The organism is Lapillicoccus sp., from assembly GCF_036559105.1.
GTDB lineage: Bacteria > Actinomycetota > Actinomycetes > Actinomycetales > Dermatophilaceae > Lapillicoccus.
On sequence record NZ_DATBTV010000014.1, the window covers coordinates 20,194 to 39,366 of the forward strand.

General features: G+C 70.4%; 12 protein-coding genes and 2 pseudogenes. 2 read left to right on the forward strand and 12 right to left on the reverse strand.

Features of this window, described 5'->3' with window-relative positions; translation table 11 throughout:
• Positions 1–96 precede the first annotated feature (96 nt).
• On the forward strand, positions 97–333 hold the full coding sequence (locus tag VIG79_RS01285; RefSeq protein ID WP_331881121.1) for a hypothetical protein: 237 nt from the start codon (positions 97–99) through the stop codon (positions 331–333).
• Here VIG79_RS01285 and VIG79_RS01290 read toward each other — a convergent pair.
• The 12 genes and pseudogenes from VIG79_RS01290 to VIG79_RS01345 all read right to left on the reverse strand — a co-directional run bounded on the left by VIG79_RS01290 (position 330) and on the right by VIG79_RS01345 (position 16,455).
• Entirely contained in the window at positions 330–2,408 is a 2,079-nt protein-coding gene (locus VIG79_RS01290) for an alpha/beta-hydrolase family protein (protein ID WP_331881123.1), read from the reverse strand. The genes VIG79_RS01285 and VIG79_RS01290 overlap by 4 nt on opposite strands.
• A 97-nt stretch (positions 2,409–2,505) precedes the next feature.
• Positions 2,506–4,581, reverse strand: a complete 2,076-nt coding sequence (locus tag VIG79_RS01295; protein ID WP_414672559.1) for an ABC transporter ATP-binding protein — start codon at positions 4,579–4,581, stop codon at positions 2,506–2,508.
• Entirely contained in the window at positions 4,578–6,311 is a 1,734-nt protein-coding gene (locus tag VIG79_RS01300; protein ID WP_331881126.1) for an ABC transporter ATP-binding protein, read from the reverse strand. Before VIG79_RS01300 ends, VIG79_RS01295 begins: the two co-directional genes overlap by 4 nt.
• Complete coding sequence (locus tag VIG79_RS01305; RefSeq protein ID WP_331881128.1) at positions 6,311–6,943, reverse strand: helix-turn-helix domain-containing protein; 633 nt, start codon at positions 6,941–6,943, stop codon at positions 6,311–6,313. The genes VIG79_RS01300 and VIG79_RS01305 overlap by 1 nt, the downstream gene beginning before the upstream one ends.
• Before the next feature lie 132 nt (positions 6,944–7,075).
• Positions 7,076–7,276: pseudogene (locus VIG79_RS01310) on the reverse strand (AAA family ATPase); the annotation flags it as partial.
• A 184-nt stretch (positions 7,277–7,460) separates the two neighbouring features.
• Complete coding sequence (locus VIG79_RS01315; protein ID WP_331881292.1) at positions 7,461–8,672, reverse strand: putative nucleotidyltransferase substrate binding domain-containing protein; 1,212 nt, start codon at positions 8,670–8,672, stop codon at positions 7,461–7,463.
• A 54-nt stretch (positions 8,673–8,726) separates the two neighbouring features.
• Positions 8,727–9,203 (reverse strand): annotated as a pseudogene (locus VIG79_RS01320) (cyclic nucleotide-binding domain-containing protein); the annotation flags it as partial.
• Between the two features lie 121 nt (positions 9,204–9,324).
• On the reverse strand, positions 9,325–10,158 hold the full coding sequence (locus VIG79_RS01325; protein WP_331881131.1) for a glutamate ABC transporter substrate-binding protein: 834 nt from the start codon (positions 10,156–10,158) through the stop codon (positions 9,325–9,327).
• Positions 10,155–11,747, reverse strand: a complete 1,593-nt coding sequence (locus tag VIG79_RS01330; protein ID WP_331881134.1) for an amino acid permease — start codon at positions 11,745–11,747, stop codon at positions 10,155–10,157. The genes VIG79_RS01325 and VIG79_RS01330 overlap by 4 nt, the downstream gene beginning before the upstream one ends.
• 121 nt (positions 11,748–11,868) lie before the next feature.
• Complete coding sequence (locus VIG79_RS01335) at positions 11,869–13,380, reverse strand: DUF7059 domain-containing protein (protein WP_422655579.1); 1,512 nt, start codon at positions 13,378–13,380, stop codon at positions 11,869–11,871.
• Between the two features lie 84 nt (positions 13,381–13,464).
• On the reverse strand, positions 13,465–15,915 hold the full coding sequence (locus VIG79_RS01340; RefSeq protein WP_331881136.1) for a sodium-translocating pyrophosphatase: 2,451 nt from the start codon (positions 15,913–15,915) through the stop codon (positions 13,465–13,467).
• 201 nt (positions 15,916–16,116) lie between these two features.
• A complete protein-coding gene (locus VIG79_RS01345) occupies positions 16,117–16,455 on the reverse strand; it encodes an STAS domain-containing protein (protein ID WP_331881139.1) in 339 nt (112 codons plus the stop codon).
• 183 nt (positions 16,456–16,638) lie between these two features.
• On the opposite strand from VIG79_RS01345, the gene VIG79_RS01350 reads away from it, so the two are divergent.
• Positions 16,639–19,152 carry a DEAD/DEAH box helicase gene (locus tag VIG79_RS01350; RefSeq protein ID WP_414672561.1) on the forward strand — a complete coding sequence of 838 codons (2,514 nt, stop codon included), beginning with the start codon at positions 16,639–16,641 and terminating at the stop codon, positions 19,150–19,152.
• Positions 19,153–19,173: the final 21 nt, after the last annotated feature.

The following is a 19,173-nucleotide window of genomic DNA, read 5'->3' on the forward strand; positions in this document are numbered from 1 at the left end:
CCAAGGCTGACCAGCAGCCACGCAAGGAGCTCACCATGTCCAGCCGCGCCGTCCTCTACCGCCGACGGTTCCTCAACCGTCCCCGCCACCACCTGGGTGCCCACGCCATCGCCGAGGTCGACGTCGAGCGACCCGACGTGGGCGCCCCGTACGTCGACGCGCCTGCACCTGTCCGACTGCAGCCGTCACATCACCCTGGACTTCTCGGCGTACGACCGTCGCGAGGCCGAGAACGCCCTCCGCAAGGTGGAGGTCCTGCGGGCCGTGCTCGACGACCTCGAGGCCGGGTTGGCTCGGGCTCTGGCCGACGCCGACCTGACCCCGCGACGCTAGTCGAGGTGATCAGCCGCCGTCTCCGCCTTGGGGCTGCTGAAGTCACTGAGGTTGCGCACCTGTCGGCTGACGGCGTCGCTGGCCCGGACGACCTGCTCGGCGAGCATGCGGCGCTCGGCCCATCGCCGCTCCCGGTCACGCAGGGCACGCTCGATGCGCCCCATCTCCTCGTCGCCGACCTCGAACCGGTATGCCGCCGCCACCATCCGCGCGAGGCTCGCGCGGTAGTCGTGACCGCGGGCGACGAAGACGCCGGGCTTGAAGTCGATCGCGTTGACGATGTCGATGAGGACCACGAGCATCGTCGTGTAGGGCATCCACATCGCCGACTCGGGGACTCCGGGGGGGTTCGGGCGTCGGGTCGGTAGCCAGCTGGGGCGCATCAGGGCGAGCCGGGGGGTGAACTTCGTGATGGGATCCTCGGGATTGTCGAGCAGCACGACCCGGGCGGGCGTCGTACGGCCGGCGGTGACGGCCTGCCACTGCTCGTAGTTCGCGACGTGGACGACCTCACCCTTCGGGTCCTCCTCCTCGGGGTGGATCCGCCACTCCCGCTTCCACTGGCTGCCGGCCGGTGTGCCGAGGAACAGCGCGGCGTCGATCCCCGCCCGCTCGAACCCGGCCGCTCCTTCGTGCAGGAAGCAGCTCTGCAGGGTCTGGGCGCCGAGCGACTCGCCGAAACCGACCAGCCGTGGGCGCTGGTCCGCCGGCAGCGCCCGGATCCGCCAGGTCAGGGCGTTGATCAGCGCCAGGTTCTGCTCTCGCGCGATCCGGACGCGGTCCAGCGAGAGGTAGGAGGGGCGAAGCGAGTACTGGAGCCCGACCGTCGCGCAGTCACCCCGGCTGAGGTACTCGACCGCCTCGATGGCGACGTAGTTGATGTAACCCGTCCCCGTGGGCGAGAACACACAGATGACCGACCGCTCGAACGCGCCGAGCCGCTCCATCTCCTCCATCACCAGGGTGACTCGCCCGTGGACGGTCTCCGCGGTCTCCAGCCCGGAGTAGCAGCGGATCGGCGCCTTGACGTCCTCCAGGGGCACCCCGGCGACCTCGGCGATCTGCTTCTCCGGCAACGACATGGCCACGAACCGGACGCCCTCACGACCGAGGGTCTGCCAGTCCACCTCCGAGTTCGGGCCGCCGCTCACGAAGTGCGACGTGGGCGCACTCGTATAGGCCTTGTCGATGGCCGATCCACCGGCCTCGGCCTGCCGGTAGAGGTACTCCCAGCCCACCCCGACCGCCGTGACCACCCCGCCGAGGACCAGGGTCCGACCGACCAGGGTCGCGTAGGGACCGCTTCCGGGGATGTAGCGGTCGATCATCCGCGCGACGAACCGGGAGAGCGCGAGCTCGAGGTCACCGGCGACGTTGAGGATCACCGAAACACCGAACCCGAGCGCGATCGACGCCGGCAACGAGGTGGCGCCGATCTCCTCCTGCTTGCGCTCCGGGCGCAGCCGCTCGCCGGTAAGGGGATCCTGCGACAGCGCGGCGCGGGCCTCGACCACCGCGTCCTCGGAGTGGAAGCGCCGCACCAGCGCGGTGGCGATGCCGGTCCCGACGAGGAAGCCCGCCATCGGCATGACCACCCGGATGACGGGGTACCGCCGGCCATACCGCTCGTCGACGAACTCGGCGGCGGTGACGATGAGCGTGGCCGAGCCGATACGAAAGCTGCGGATGGCGACGGTCCGGCCCGCGCGTCGCCGGAACGACTCGCCCCCGCGCTGGCGCAGCGCGGCATGCCCGACCGCCCCCGCCACGGTCGTCCCCGCCGCGACGGCCGCCTCGACGGTCCGGACGGCGCGGGGCGAGTCGTGCCCGGTCCAGGCGCAGATCAGCCGAGCCGCCAGCCGGTGCCGGGCCTGGGCGTTCATCACCAGGGTGTGCTGCAGCGTCGACGCCACTCCGGTGAGGGCGACCTGTTCCTTCAGGCCGCGCGGCATCAGCCCGGGCATGAAGGACGCCCCGGCGGTGACCGTGGAGTACAGGGCGGCGGCTCGGCTCGCCGCGCTGTCTCCCACGAGGATCTGGCCGAGCGCGGCGAGGGGGCGGGAGTACGACCTCATGATCCCGATCATGTCGTAGACCGACTCGGGCCAGGCACAAACGTGGGGGTATGCGCGGTGTCGCCACCGCGCATACCCCGGTCCGCATCGGGCCGGACTACTCCTTGGGCGCCATCCGGCCGGCGCCGGCCATCATGCCGCCGCCCGCGCCGGGTCCGGCGAGCGCCGCGGCCTCCTCGTCGAGGTCGTTGGCGGCGCCGCTGAACTGCGCGGCGTACAGCCTCGCGTAGGCCCCGTCGCGGATGAGCAGGTCGGCGTGCGAACCCTGCTCGACGATGTGACCGTCCTCCATGACGAGGATGACGTCGGCGTCGCGGATCGTCGACAGGCGGTGCGCGATCACGAAGCTGGTCCGGTCGCTGCGCAGCGCGGCCATCGCGTGCTGGACCAGCAGCTCGGTACGCGTGTCGACTGACGACGTCGCCTCGTCGAGGATCAGCAGCTCCGGCGCGGCCAGGAACGCCCGCGCGATGGTGAGCAGCTGCTTCTCGCCCGCCGAGATGTTGCCGGCCTCCGAGTCGAGCTTCGTGTCGTACCCAGCGGGCAGCGAGTGGACGAAACGGTCGACGTAGGTGGCCCGCGCCGCCTCGAGGATCTCCTCCTCGGTGGCGTCCGGACGCGAGTAGGCGATGTTGTCCCGGATGGTCCCCTGGAACAGCCAGGTGTCCTGGAGGACCATGCCGATCCGCGAGCGCAGGTCGTGTCGCGTCATGTCGGTGATGTCCACGCCGTCCAAGGTGATCCGGCCGGAGTTCAGCTCGTAGAAGCGCATGATGAGGTTCACGAGGGTCGTCTTGCCAGCCCCGGTCGGCCCCACGATGGCGACGGTCTGGCCCGGCTCCACGCACAGGTCGAGGTTCTCGATGAGCGGCTTGTCGGGCGTGTAGGAGAACGACACGTCCTCGAAGGCGACGCGGCCCTTGGACGCTCCCACCTCGGCGGGCGTGGTCGAGTCCGGGTCCTGCTCGGGCGCGTCGAGCACGTCGAACACCCGCTCGGCCGAGGCCACCCCGGACTGGAGCAGGTTGGCCATCGAGGCCACCTGGGTCAGCGGCTGGGTGAACTGGCGCGAGTACTGGATGAACGCCTGGACGTCACCGAGGCTCATCGTGCCGGACGCCACGCGCAGCCCACCGACGACGGCGATGACCACGTAGTTGAGGTTCCCGATGAACATCATCGCGGGCATGATGATGCCGCTGATGAACTGGGCGCCGAAGGCCGCGTTGTACAGATCGTCGTTCTTCTTCTCGAACTCCGCCTGCGTCTCGCGCTGACGCCCGAACACCTTGACCAAGCCGTGCCCGGTGAAGGTCTCCTCGACGATGCCGTTGAGCTGACCGGTGGTCTTCCACTGCTCGACGAACAGCTTCTGCGACCGCTTGGCGATCATCGCCGTGATCCACATGGAGATCGGGATGGTCACCAGCGCGATGAGCGCCAGCGACCACGAGATCGAGAACATCAGGGCGACCACGGCGACAACGGTGAGCAGGGAGGTCAGCAGCTGGCTGAGCGTCTGGCTCAGGCTCTGCTGGATGTTGTCGACGTCGTTGGTCACCCGGCTGAGCAGCTCGCCGCGGGGCTGGCCGTCGAAGTAGGGCAGCGGCAGGCGGTTCAGCTTCGCCTCGACATCGGCCCGGAGCTTGTTGATGGTGCGGGTGACAACCCCGGCGAGGATCCAGCCGGACCACCACTGGAGCAGCGCGCCGACGAGGTAGAGCGCCATGACGAAGAGCAGCACCCGGGCGAGCTCGGTGAAGTCGATCCCCTGACCAGGCACCAGGTTCATCCCCGAGATGAGGTTCGCCTGCTGGGTCTGCCCCGAAGCCCTCAGCTGGTCCACGACCTGTTGCTGGGTGACTCCAGACGGCATCTGCTTGCTGAAGAACCCCTCGAAGATGATGTTGGTCGCGTGGCCGAGAATCTTCGGTCCGATGGCCGTGAGAGTGACGCTGGCAACGGCCAGCAGGACGACGACGGCGACGAGCATCCGCTCGGGTCGCAGCCGCCGCATGAGCCGCTTGGCCGAGGGGCCGAAGTTCTGCGACTTCTCGCCGGGCATGGCCATGCCCATCGGGCCTCGGCCGCCACCCATGCCTCCGGCCCGGTTGGGACCTCGGCGAGCCTCAGCCGCCTTCTCCTCGGCGGACTTCACGCCCTCTTCGCTCATGCCGCGACCTCCGCGCTGCGCTGCGACTCGACGATCTCCCGGTACGTCTCGCAGGAGGCGAGCAGCTCGTCATGCGTTCCCAACCCGACGACGAGGCCGTCCTCGAGGACGACGATGTGGTCGGCGTCGATGATGGTCGACACCCGTTGCGCCACGACGATCACCGTCGCCTCTCTCGTGATGGGCCTCAGCGCTTGGCGCAGGCGGGCGTCGGTCGAGAGGTCGAGCGCCGAGAACGCGTCGTCGAAGAGATAGACCTCCGGCTTGCGCACCAGCGCCCGGGCGATGGCCAGCCTCTGTCGCTGGCCGCCCGACACGTTGGTCCCGCCCTGGGCGATCGGCGACTCCAGCTGGTCGGGCATCCGCTCGACGAACTCCTTCGCCTGGGCGACCCGCAAGGCCTCCCACAGCTCCTCGTCGGTCGCGTCCGGGTTGCCGTAGCGCAGGTTGCTCGCCACCGTGCCGGTGAAGAGGTAGGGGCGCTGGGGAACCAGGCCGATCCGGGACCACAGGGTGTCCAGGTCGACGTCGCGCACGTCGACACCGCCGATGGTCAGGTGGCCACCGGTGATGTCGAAGAGCCGCGGCACGAGGTTGACCAGTGTGGTCTTGCCCGCGCCGGTGGACCCGATGACCGCCGTGGTCTTGCCCGGCTCAGCCCGGAAGGTCACGCCCTGAAGCACCGGCGCCTCGGCTCCGGGATAGCGGAAATCCACGTGGTCGAAGACGATCTCGGATCCGCGGCGGATGTCGGTGACCGCCTCGGTCGGCGCGGCGACCGAGGACTCGGTCTCGAGCACCTCCCCGATGCGGTCGGCGGACACCGATGCCCTCGGGATCATCATCGCCATGAAGGTCGCCATCATCACCGAGATGAGGATCTGGATGAGGTAAGCCATGAAGGCGGTCAGCGAGCCGACCTGCATGGCGCCGCTCTCGACCCGGCCGGCCCCGAACCAGAGCACGCCGACGGTCGACGCGTTGAGGATGATCATGACGATCGGGAAGATCAGCGCCTGCAGCCGGCCGACCCTGAGGGCCGTGCTGGTCAGGGTCGCGTTGGCCACCCCGAACCGCTCGGTCTCGAAGTCCTCGCGCACGAAGGCGCGGACCACGCGGATGCCGGTGATCTGCTCGCGCATGACCCGGTTCACGCTGTCGATCGAGGTCTGCATGAGCCGGAACTGCGGAATCATCTTCCGGATGACCAGGCCGACGGCGATCGCCAGCAGGGGGACCGCAACGGCGATGATGACCGACAACGGCACGTCCTGGCGCAACGCCATGAAGATGCCGCCGATCATGCTGATCGGCGCCGAGACCATGATTGCCAGCGCCATGAACACGACCATCTGCACCTGGGTCACGTCGTTGGTGTTGCGCGAGATCAGCGTGGGGGCGCCGAACTTCGAGACCTCCTGCGCAGAGAAGTCACCGACGCGGTGGAAGATCGCCGAACGCAGGTCGCGGCCCAGCGACATCGACGCGCGGGAGGCGAGGTAGACCGCGGCAATGGTGGCGACGATCTGGACGACGCTCACGCCGAGCATCCACACGCCGGTCCGGATGATGTAGCCGGTATCGCCCTTGGCGACACCGTTGTCGATGATGTCGGCGTTGAGGGTGGGCAGGTAGAGCGCGGAGATGGTACCGATGAGCTGGAGCACCAGGACCCCGGCGAGCTCACCCTGGTAGGGCACGAGATGGGTGCGGACGAGCCGGACGAGCATCAGGACGCCTTCCTGGTCACGCCGTCGAGGACGACGGAGACGATGGTCTGGGGCGGGAGGATCTGGCCTTCCGCGATGTCGGGGTGGCTGGCTGAGAAGGTGAACAGCCGCAGGTACGTGACCAGCTCGGCGGGCGTACAGGTCAGCTCGTCGGCCGACGGCTCCACGAAGGCCAGCAGTCGGCCGGGGCTGCCGCGCCAGGCCGACTCGTCGGCCGGGTCCTGCTGGTCCACCGGGACGTGGCCGGTGTCCGGCCGGCACCCGCGGTGCTCCTCTCGGTCCGACGGCGGCGCGGTGAGACCGAGGGCGCTCATCACGCCGAAGATCTCGGTGAAGCGGCCCTGCAGGACGGCGACGAGGGCGACCAGCCGTTCCCGGAGCGGCTCCTCCAGGTCGATCGCCTGCATCTGCAGCGAGATCGCCGCCGGGCAGAAGGTCTCACCGACGACCGCCTCGACAAGGCGCTCCTTGGTGTCGAAGGCCCGGAAGATGGTCCCCTCGGCGATCCCGGCCGCCTCCGCGATCTCTCGCGTGGTCGGCATGGTCCCGTTGGCCGAGATCAGGCGCAGCGCCGCCCGGACGATCGACACCCGCCGTTCAGCGGGCGGCAGGGCCGAGGCGCGAGGACTCACGACGGCAGCATAAATGAGTGAGCGCTCACTCACAAGCGTGTTGTCTCCGGTCAGATCCGGGCCCCCCGCTGCCACATGCTCCACTGTCGACCCTGACCCGGGGGGAGGGTCAAGTGAGTTATGTCATGAGCCGCGCCCGGGCCGCCGGCTCAGGGCGCGCTCGAGGTGCTCGACCCGGTTCGTCGTGAGCGGGAACGCCACGTCGGCGTCGGCGTCGATGCCGTCAAGGGCGTCGAGCACCCCGAACAGCAGCGGCTTGGCCATCGGCCCGAACGACCGGTCCTCGGCGATGAGGTCGCAGTCCTCGAGGACGACGATCGCCGGCCGGCGAGCGTGTCCGGTGGGACGCCGAGGTGCTCCTCGAGGACCCGGAGCAGGTTCGGGCCCGCTGCCGTCGTCGGGTTCCAGGCCCTGCATCAGCAGGCGGCCGATGCGGCGTACGTCGCGCAGGGTCCGGCGCATGTCGTCGGTCGTGCCGACCTCGTCGTCGGTGACGGTCATCCCGCGTCCGCACGACTCAGGGGCGGTCGGCCGCGACCCAGCCCTCGGCCGGCACGAAGTGCGCGACGTTGGTCATCCGGCGCTGGATGGCGGCGATCTCGCGGACGGCCTCCGCCACCAGGCTCCGGTCGATGGACGACAGCCGGTCAAGGGTCAGCAGGTCCGAGGGCCGGTCGCCGCTCTGCCGCTGCAGCAGCTGGTACCTCAGCCGGAGCCGCTGGAGGAGCCCGAACACCTCGACCAGCGTCTCGGCGCGGTCGCTCGGCAGCATCTGCGACCCGGACGCCGCTCGCAACCGCTCCACGGTCGGCAGGGCCGGGGAGCCGACGGCGAGGGCCGCCCAGCGCGCCAGGTTCACGACCGGGAGGACCGCGTGGGCCTTGATGGAGAACGTCTCCGGTCGGCCGCTCAGCACCTTGCGCCAGGACCGCATCCGAGCCCGCGACGCGAGCGACTCCTCGAGCAGCAGCCGCATCGTGCCGGGGTGACGCCGCAGGTCGCCGAACACCGCGGTGGCCGCGGGCAGGCCGGGGTCGCCGTGGATCGGCCGGCCGTCGACGAGGAGGGAGGTCATCATGGCGCCGTTGTCGGCGACCGGGGTCGCCAGCCACTCCTCCGCTGCCGCCCGCCACTGGGCGTTGGTCCGCGCGAACGTCGGGTGCGAGGCCGTCGCCCCGTGCCGGTCACCGCGGACGCCCGACCGGGACAGCACCTCCTCGACCTCGGCGAAGACGGCTCGGTATACGGGAATGTCCGCCTCGGGCACGCGGTCGTCGAAGGCGACCGCGCAGTCGACGTCGGAGCTGAGCACCGCCTCCCGCCGTCCGTTGCTCCCCAGCGACAGCCAGGTGAAGGCGTCGACGTCCAACTCGGGGTGCTCGGCGAAGATGAGGCCGATCGCACGGCGGACCAGGGTGTCGAGGATCGAGGAGTAGACCGCGATGACCCGGCCGGTGGCCAGTCCGCGGGCGAGCAGGTCCTCGAGCACCTCTGGCGTGCGGTGCGCTCGGTCGACCAGCTCGTCCGTGGAGGCCGCCCGGCGGAGCTGCTCGTGCAGGGACACCCCGGCCGTGGTCGGGGAGACGGCGAAGTCCCGCGGTGCCACGACCCCACGCAGGGCACCTCCCGGGTCCGTCACCAGGAGGAACTCACCGTCGCGGTCGAACAGGTGGATCAGTGCCTCCGCGGCCGACGACCCGCTCATGACGCTAGGCGGCGACGACGTCATCACCTCACGCACCGTGGCTGACCCGGGTACGCCGTCGACGAGGACGTGCCGGCGCAGGCCGGCATCGGTGACCAGGCCGTAGGTCTGTTCCCCCAGGTCCACGACCGCGTAGGGGGCGCCGTCGGCGGTCATCGACCGGGCCACCTCGGCGACCGTCGTCTCCGGCGGCACCACCAGAGGAGCGGTCCGGACCAGCTCGTCGACCGTGCTGTAGGTCGGCCCCACCTCCGGTCGCACCGGGATGGCCGCCAGCCGCCCCGCCAGGAACCGCGCCCCGAGGCGCGACGTGAAGACCGGCAGTGCGGCCGCCTCCGGGATGCGGGCGACCGTCGACGGCACCGCGGCCACCGCCCGCGGTCCGATGGAGCGTTCGGTGAGCATCGCCGAGAAGCCGAAGAGGCCACCCGGACCGAGCACCTCGCCGGGGGGCCCGCCGAGATGCGCCGGGTCGTTCCACAGCTCAACTCGCCCGCTGACGACGACGTAGACCTCAACACTCGCCGTGGCGAACGCGTCGAGCACCAGCTCGCCCGGCGCATACTCGTCGACCCGCGCTGCACCGGCGAGCGCGGCGCGGGTCTCCTCGTCGAGACGGTCGAACGGCGGGTATGCGGCGAGGAGCCTCCCGAGGTCCGCCCCGGGCGGGGGCGTGCTAGCTCCCCGGCGTCGGCGGGCTCGGGATGACGTAGCCGGACGGCCCGACCGTGTTGTCGAGCACGGTCTTCCAGGTGCCGTCGGCGATGTACTTCTTCAGGGCGTCGTTGACCTTGGCCACCGTCGCGCTGTCGCCCTTGGGCAGGCCGACCCCGTAGCGCTCATCGGTGAACCCCTTGCCGACCACCTTGAGCAGGCCCTTGTACTCGGGCAGCGCAGCGAAGCCGGCGAGGATCACGTCGTCGGTCGTCACCGCGTCGATCTGCCCCTTCGCGAGCGCGTCGACGCACTCGGAGAAGGTCTGGTACTCCTGGAGCTGGATCCGGCCGATGTAGTGCTCCTTGACGTAGGCCGCGGACGTCGTGTTGGCCACGGAACAGAGGTTCTTGCCGTCAAGGCTCTCCGGGCCGGTGATCTCCGCGTCGTTGCGCCGGATCAGCAGATCCTGGTGCGCCACGAAGTACGGCCCGGCGAAGTCGACCTTCTGCTTGCGCGCGTCGGTGATCGAGTACGAGGAGAAGACCATGTCGACCGACTTGTCGACCAGGAGGTTCTCGCGCTGGCTGGGGTTGGCCTCCTTCCAGGTGATGTTCTCCGGCGGGACGCCCATGGCCGCGGCGACGTACTTGGCCGTCTCGACGTCGAACCCGCTGTAGGTGTTCCCGCTCTTGAGCCCGATCCCGGGCTGGTCGAAGGAGATGCCGATCGTCATCTTCCCGGTGCCGGTGGCCTGGGGCGTCGGGATGGCACCGCCGGACGAGCAGCCGGCCAGCACGGCGGACAGGGTCGCGACGACGGCAGCGGGCCACAGCCGCCGGAACCGCCTGGTCACGAGTCGTCCTTGCCGTGCGGCGGCTCGAGCAGGTCAGGGTCGATCGGTGGCAGGAGCAGCGGGTCGATCGGCTCGTCCTCCAGGTCGATGAGCCTGGTGCCGTAGGTGGGACCGGTGTCGGACCACACCGCCTTGAGCCGGTCACCGGTGTTGGCCACGACCTTGGGGCGCACGACCATCCAGCCGAGCTGGAGGATCACCGCGATGAGCGGGATCCCGAAGACCACGACGAGGAAGTCGGTCTTCTTCCAGAAGTAGGGCGAGTGCTGCCAGCCCTGGACGGCGAGACCGATGACGACCAGGACCAGGAAGGCGAGGCCGACATAGCTCGTCCAGGGATACCCGGGCGCCTGGAACGGACTCTTGGGGATGATGCCGAGGTTGACCAGCTTTCTCAGTCTCAGCTGGCAGATGAAGATCGTTGCCCACGTGAAGAGGACGCCGAGCGCCGCCGCCTCCAGGGCGATCTCGAAGGCGTCGGGGGTGACCGCGTTGAGGACCGCCCCGAAGACGAAGACGACCGAGGTCATGACGATGCCGGCCCACGGCACCCCCGAGCTGCTCATCTTCAGCGTGAACCTCGGAGCCTGCTTCGACATGCCGAGGCTGCGCAGGACCCGCCCGGTCGAGTAGAGCCCGGAGTTGAGGCTCGACATCGCCGCGACGATGAGGATCGCCTGGATCGCGGCGGCCATCCAGTCGAGGCCCATCCGGTCGAAGATGGTCACGAAGGGGCTGATGCCCGACTTGAACTCACTCGTCGGAAGCATGCAGACGATGAGCAGGATCGAGCCGCAGTAGAAGACGGCGATCCGGAAGATCACGGCGTTGATCGCCTTGGGGACCTCCTTGTCGGAGTTCTCCATCTCACCGGCGGCGATCGCGACCATCTCGATAGCGGCGTACGCGAAGACGACTCCGGACATGACGAGGATCGGGCCGTACCAGTGGAAGGGGTCCTCGCTCGGCCAGAACCCGCCGGGGTTGCTCCAGAGGTTCTGGATACCGGCCTGGTGGCCGCCGATGTCGAGCCTGAAGGCCACGACGACGAGGCCGACGATGAGGAAGACGACGATCGCGGTGACCTTGAGGATCGACGCCCAGAACTCGAACTCGCCGAAGGCGCGCGCCGAGAGCAGGTTGATGAACAGCACGACGGCGAGCGCGATCAGCACGGTCGCCCAGGTCGGCATGGTCGGGAACCAGAACTGGACGTAGAGGCCAACCGCCGAGAGCTCGGCGATGCCGGTCAGCGCCCAGTTCAGCCAGTACATCCAGCCGGTGACGAAGGCGGCCTTCTCGCCGTAGAACTCCCGCATGTACGACACGAACGCGCCCGACGTCGCGCGGTGCAGGACCAGCTCGCCGAGGGCCCGCATGAGGAGGTAGGCGATGACACCGACGAACGCGTAGCTGAACAGCAGCGCCGGTCCCGTGCTGGCGAGCCGCGACGCCGAGCCGAGGAAGAGGCCGGTGCCGATGGCACCGCCGATGGCGATCATCTGGACGTGCCGGCTGCCGAGGGACTGCTTGTAGCCCGCTTGCTCCGCATGCAGTGAGTCGGCGTGACTGGTTTCTGTGGTGGTCATGTAACCGTCCTCAGCGCTCGTTCTGCCCCGAAACTGTGGTGTCGATCAGGGTCATCATGTCCCTGTCGGACCCACCGGCGGTTACATGGCGGTAACAGACTTCATCTGGATCGCTTCATGCTCAAACGAGCAGGCCGTCGGCCACCAGCTCCCGGAGGAGCGGAACGGCGGCGGCCGTCATGGCCGCCTCGGGCTGCTCCAGGAGGGACGCGATCGCTCCGAGGGCCTGCCGCGCGGTGAGGGTCCCGTCGCAGACGCCGACCAGGGCGGCCCCCACCGTGTCGAGCGGGACGGTCAAGCCCAGGCCGCCGCCCTGCCGAAGCCGGATGACTGACGGGTCGGCTGCGCCGGGCCGCGCGTGCCGCTCCTCGGTGACGTCCGGCGCGCACGACCAGGCGACGTCGAGGAGGGCGTGGTCGTCGTGTTCGGCCAGCCAGGTACGAGCCCGAAGTCCGGCGTCGACGGTAGGCCCCATCACGTGGGCCACCGGGCCGCGGTGGTCGACGAGGTCGGTCCAGGGGGGTCGTGGTCCGGTCGGGCGCTGGAGAGCGACCACCCCGAACCCGATGCGCTCCACTCCCCGGGCGGCGAAGTCGGCCAGCCACGCCGCATACAGGTCCTCGTACCCGGGCGTGCCGCTCCTGGCGCCGGCGTCCCCGGCCCAGAGCTCGGCGTACTCGGCCGGGTCCTGGTCGTCGCGCTGCACTACCCACGCGTCGAGGCCGGTCCCGTCGAGCCACGACGTCCAGACGTCGCGCCAGGTCTGCCCGTCGCGGGTCTCCCAGTTCCCGATGAACAGGCCGACGCCGCCGGGTTCGAGATGATCGCCCACCGTGCGGACCAGCTCTCGGACGACGGCGTCGCCGACGAGGCCGGCGTCGCGGTACTCGTAGGTCACGACACCGGGGCGTCGGGGCGTGATGACGAACGGCGGGTTGCTCACGACGAGGTCGAACCGTTCGCTCGCGACCGGGTCGAGCAGGTTCCCGGCCCGCAGGTCGACCGGCACCTCGGCCAGCGCCGTGGTGAAGCGGGCGAAGGCGAGGGCGCGCTCGGAGACGTCGGTCGCGACGACCGTGCCACTGTGCCCGGCGAGGTGCAGGGCCTGCACCCCGCAGCCGGTGCCGAGGTCGAGAGCCCGCCCTACGGGCCGGCGCGGTGTCCACTGGGCGACAGTCATCGAGGCCGGCCCGACGCCGAGGACGTGGTCCGGGGGCAGGGGGCCACCCCGGGCGATCTCGGACTCGTCCGAGACGACCCACCAGTCGTGGGCCTCGTCGCCGTAGGGGCGCAGGTCGCAGAGCGCTCGCGCGTCACCGGCGCTGAGCTCGACGAGACCCAGCGCCCCGGCCCCGACCGCGGTCAGACCGGGCAGGGCGCGGTCGAGGTCGGCCGTGGCGACGGGCATACCGAGCGCGAAGCAACGGGCCATGACGGCGACCGGGTCGGTGACCCTGCGGGTGGCCAGGTCCGCGGCCAGTGGCTGCTCCCGGTGGAGCGCCGCGTCCGCGACCGGCCCGAGGACGGCGCGGACTCCGTCGACCGTGTAGCCGGCGCCGGCCAGATCCGCTCGGAGGGTGGCCAGGCCCGCGGCGTCGGCGCGCGGCGGCGGGGGCGACTCGGGCGGCGGCACGCCTCACCGTATGCCGGTGGAGACGACGCAGGGCCCACCCGGTGGGTGGGCCCTGCGTTCGGTTGGTGCGGGTGAGGCTTCGGGTCAGACCCGGGACTGCTCCTCGTCCGCCTCGGCGCTGGCCCGGACGACCTCGTCGTCGTCCGCTCCCGTGACGTGGTCCTCGGCCTCGGGGCTCGCGGCGAGCTCGTCGTCGTCGAGCGGCTCCTCGTCGTCGATGTCGTCGTCGTCGCCGCCGAACGAGATGTCGCGCGACCGGGAGACCGCCACCGCGGCCACGACGATGATGAGCGCGACGAGGGCGATGCCGTAACGGACCAGCGGGTTCGCCGAGTTGCCGACGGTGAGGATCACGATGGCCGGGGCGATGAGCACCGAGACGAGGTTCATGACCTTGATCAGCGGGTTGATCGCCGGGCCGGCGGTGTCCTTGAACGGGTCACCGACGGTGTCACCGATGACGGTGGCCTCGTGGGCCGCTGAGCCCTTGCCGCCGTAGTGGCCGTCCTCCACGATCTTCTTGGCGTTGTCCCACGACCCACCGGAGTTCGCGAGGAACACGGCCATGAGGCACCCGGTGCCGATGGCGCCGGCCAGGAACCCCGCCAACGCGCCGATGCCAAGGCCGAAGCCGACGATGACCGGCGTGAGGGCCGCGAGGAGACCGGGGGTGGCGAGCTCGCGCAGCGAGTCCCGGGTGCAGATGTCGACCACGCGGCCGTACTCGGGCTTCTCGGTGTAGTCCATGATCCCGGGGTGCTCACGGAACTGGCGGCGCACCTCGAAGACGATGGCGCCCGCGGCGCGGGTGACCGCGTTGATGGCGAGGCCGGAGAAGAGGAACACCACCGCGGCACCCAGCAGCAGCCCGACGAGCGTGCTCGGCGTGACGATCTGGGTGTTGAACATGTCCTGCACGAACTGGCTCGGCGCCTCGGTGATCTGGTTCGTGCTGAGCAGGTTCTGGACGGTGGAGCTCCACGCGTCGGTGAACGAGCCGAACAGGGCCGTGGCGGCCAGCACCGCGGTGGCGATCGCAATGCCTTTGGTGATCGCCTTGGTGGTGTTTCCGACGGCGTCGAGGTCGGTGAGGATCCGCGCACCCTCGGCGTCGATGTCGCCGGACATCTCGGCGATGCCCTGGGCGTTGTCGGAGACCGGGCCGAAGGTGTCCATGGCGACGATGACGCCCACGGTGGTCAACAGGCCGGTACCGGCGACCGCCACGAAGAACAGCGCGAGCGAGACCGAGCCGCCGCCGAGCAGGAACGCTCCGTAGACCGCCGCCCCGATGATGACCGCGGTGTAGACGGCCGACTCGAACCCGACGCCGATGCCGGCCAGGATGACCGTGGCCGCACCGGTGCGCGAGGTCCGGGCGACGTCGCGGGTGGGCCGCTTGTCGGTGCCGGTGAAGTGGCCCGTGAGCCACAGGATGATCCCGGCCAGGACGATGCCGAGGATGACGGCGACGGCGGCGCGGATGCGCAGCCCGTCGACGCCGGCGACAGCGGCACCCGAGGCGGCGTCCACGCTGTCCGGGGACGCGGTCGGCAGGTAGAGGAAGACCGCGACGACGGACAGGACCGCCGAGATGACCGCCGAGGTGTAGAAGCCCTGGTTGATCGCGGACAGCGCGTTCTGGCCCGGCTTCACCCGCGTGATGAACACGCCGATGATCGCGGTGATCGCGCCGATAGCCGGGATGATCAGCGGGAAGACGAGGCCCTGGGTGCCGAGGGCGACCGAGCCGAGGATCAGCGCGGCGACCAGCGTGACCGCATACGACTCGAAGAGGTCGGCGGCCATGCCGGCGCAGTCGCCGACGTTGTCGCCGACGTTGTCCGCGATCGTGGCCGCGTTGCGCGGGTCGTCCTCCGGGATGCCCGCCTCGACCTTGCCGACGAGGTCGGCGCCGACGTCGGCGGCCTTGGTGAAGATGCCACCGCCGACCCGCATGAACATCGCGAGCAGGGCCGCGCCGAAGCCGAAGCCCTCGAGGACCTTGGGAGCGTCACCCTTGAACCAGATCACGACGACGGCCGCGCCAAGAAGTCCGAGGCCCACCGTGAACATGCCGACGGTCCCACCGGTGCGGAAGGCGATCCGCATACCCGCATCACGGTCACCGTCACGAGCAGCCGAGGCGACGCGGACGTTGGCCTTGACCGCGAGCGACATGCCCAGGTAGCCGATGAGCGCCGAGAAGACCGCGCCGACGACGAAGAACGCGGAACGGCCGATCTTGATGCTCGTGGTGTCCGCAGGCAGGATGAACAACAGCGCACAGACGATCACGACGAACCAGACCAGCGTGGAGAACTGACGCCGGAGGTATGCCTGAGCGCCCTCCTCCACCGCTGCGCCGATGGTCTGCATGTTCTCGGTACCGGGGTCGGTCGCCAGCACCTGACGTCGAAAGAACAGGCCGAACACCAGGGCGATGACTGCGATGGCGAGCACCGCGTAGACAAGGACCAGGTTGCTGCCTGCCAGGTCCAGCGGTGTGGCCGCTGCCGGGGCAAGGTTGGGCATACTGCACTTCCTCCTTGAGGACGCTCACTCACCCTCGAGTGGACGAACCCGTGTTTAGCCCCCAGAAGTGAGCACAGCAGGAACGCGCGGGTGATTCGCGGGGAAACCCTACCTGTAGGTAGGTGCTGGCCCTAATCAAACCAGAGAGCGCGCAGCCTGACCCGAGCACCCCTGAGCGAACCGCTGAGAGGTCGGCCACATCTATCCGGCGGCGACGGCCTCGCCGACGGTCGGGTAGATGGCGAAGACCTTGTCGAGGCCGGTGATGACGAAGACCTTGAGGACCCGGTCGTGGGCGCAGACCAGCTTCATCGACCCGTCCTTGAGACGGATCTGCTTGAGCCGCCCGACGAGGACGCCGAGGCCGGTGGAGTCCATGAAGGAGACCCCGGACAGGTCGACGACGAGGTCGTGGCGGCCCGCCTCGATCTCCTGGTCCAGCCGTTCGCGAAGCTGGGGCGCCGTGTAGACGTCGATCTCGCCGACGACCTGCACCACGGTACGGCCGTCTACCACCGAGCTCCCGATGTCGAGATCCACAGTCCTACCTGTTCTTACCCGTCCGTGCGTCCCGGCGGGGAGCGCGACCTTCGTGTCAGGCGCGGCGACATGCCGCCCCGACCGACGCCCGAACCCTACTCTGCGGGGTCAGGCGGACGTACCGTATCGGCGATGTCCACTGCCGTTCCACCCCTCCTTCCGGGATCGCCCGCGAGCCCGTCGATGGGTGCTGGCCGACGCGCCGCTCGCCCCTCCCCCGAGGCCCTGCTGACCCACTTGGCGGGCGGACGGCAGGAGCGGCTCACCCACGTCCACCGGGTTCCCGCGCGGGCGGCGTCCCCGGCACCGTGGCCGGTGTGGGTCACGCCCACGCTGTATACCGCGTTCACCCAGGCGGGGCTGTCGAACCTTTGGAGCCACCAGCTCGAGGCGGCCGAGGCGGCCCATGCCGGCACTCATGTCGTGCTGTCGACCGGGACGGCGTCGGGCAAGTCCCTGGGGTACCTGCTGCCGGCCCTCTCCGACGTCGTGGACGGTTCCCTGGCACCGAACGGGCGGGGCGCGACCGCGCTGTACCTGGCGCCGACCAAGGCCCTGGCCCACGACCAGCTGGACCGGCTCGACCGGCTGGCCCTGCCCGGGCTGCGCGCGGCCGCCTACGACGGCGACACCTCGCCCGACGACCGCCGGTGGGTCCGGGAGCATGCGAACTACGTCCTCACCAACCCCGACCTGCTGCATCACTCCCTCCTGCCGGGCCACGAGCACTGGGCGTCGTTCCTCCGGGCGCTGCGCTACGTCGTCGTCGACGAGTGCCACGTCTACCGGGGCGTCTTCGGCTCGCATCTCGCGATGGTGCTGCGCCGGCTGCGCCGGGTGTGCGCCCGCTACCGCTCCTACCCCACCTTCGTCCTCGCGTCCGCCACGGTCGCCGACCCGTCCGTGCACGCCGCCCGCCTCGTCGGTATGCCCGTGCAGGCCGTCACCGAGGACGGCTCGCCGCGGGCGGCGCTCACCTTCGGCCTCTGGCAGCCCGGCGAGATCGGATACGCGTGGCGTCCCGAACCGCTCGCGTCTGACCCCGCCACTGACCCCGCCACTGACCCCGCCGCTGACCCCGCCGCTGACCCCGCCGCTGGCCTGGCTGCCGACCCAGCCACCGACCCCGCCGCTGGACTCGCCGCTGACCTCGCCGCTGGCCTGGCCGCCGCTGAGCTGCCGACGGTTCGCCCCGGCTCCGGGAGTGCGCCGTCGCGGCGGCGGAGCGCGGTCGCCGAGTCCGCGGACCTGCTGTCCGACCTCGTCGCCCAGGGCGTGCAGACCGTCGCCTTCGCCCGCTCCCGAGCCGGCGTCGAGGTCATCTCGTCCGCCGCCCGCAGCCACCTGCGGGAGCTGGACGTGGCACTGGGTGACACCGTCGCGGCATACCGGGGCGGGTACCTGCCCGAGGAGCGTCGCGAGCTGGAGGCCGCGCTGCGGGCGGGCGGGTTGCTCGGCCTCGCGGCCACGACTGCCCTCGAGCTCGGCATCGACGTCTCCGGCCTGGACGCCGTCCTGCTCGCGGGCTGGCCCGGCACGCGGGCCTCGATGTGGCAGCAGGCCGGACGGGCCGGGCGGGCCGGTGCCGAGTCGCTGGCGGTGCTCGTCGCCGCCGACGACCCGCTCGACACCTATCTCGTCAACCATCCCGACGCGGTGTTCGGGGCATCGGTCGAGGCGGCGGTCCTCGACCCCGACAACCCTTACGTGCTCGGTCCCCACCTCGCCGCCGCTGCCGTTGAGCTGCCCCTCACCGAGGCCGACGAGTCCTACTTCGGGTCGTCGATGGTACCGCTGCTCGACGGTCTCGTGGCCTCCGGTGTGCTGCGGCGACGGCCGACCGGCTGGTTCTGGGCCGAGGGCGACCGGCCCACCGACCGGGTGTCGCTGCGCGGCTCGGGGAGCACGCTGCGGATCGCCGACCACCGCACCGGCCGGGTCCTCGGGACGATCGACGACGCGCGATCGCACACGGCGGTCCACCCCGGTGCGGTCTACGTCCATCAGGGCGACACGTTCGTCGTCGTCAGCCTCGACCTCGACGAAGGGTGCGCCCTGGTCCGCGTCGGCGACCCCGGCTGGTCGACGCAGGCGCGTTCGATGTCGGCGTTCGACATCGTGGCCGTCGACCGCACGCGCCAGTGGGGACCGGTCGGGTGCCACTTCGGGGACGTCGAGGTCCGGACCCAGGTCACCTCCTTCCTGCGACGGCTGCCGACCGGCGAGGTCATCGGCGAGCACGCCCTGGACCTCCCCGTGCGCTCGCTGCCGACCAAGGCCGTGTGGTGGACCATCCCCACCGACCTGCTGGGAGCGTGGGGCGTACCCGAGGCCGCCATCCCCGGAGCCGCGCACGCCGCGGAGCACGCCGCCATCGGGATGCTCCCGCTCGTCGCGTCCTCCGACCGGTGGGACATCGGCGGGGTCTCGACCGCCCTCCACCCGGACACCGGAGTGCCGACGATCCTCGTGTACGACGGGTACCCGGGAGGAGCCGGCTTCGCCGAGCGCGGGTACGAGGCGATGGAGCAGTGGCTCGCCGGGACCCGTGCCGCGATCGCCGGTTGTGCCTGTCTGGCGGGATGCCCGTCGTGCGTCCAGTCGCCCAAATGTGGAAACGGCAACGAACCTCTGGACAAGGCTCGGGCCGTGACCCTCCTCGACCTCACCCTGGCCCGCGCGCGCTCGCCCCGCTGAGCCTGGACTCCACGGCGTCCG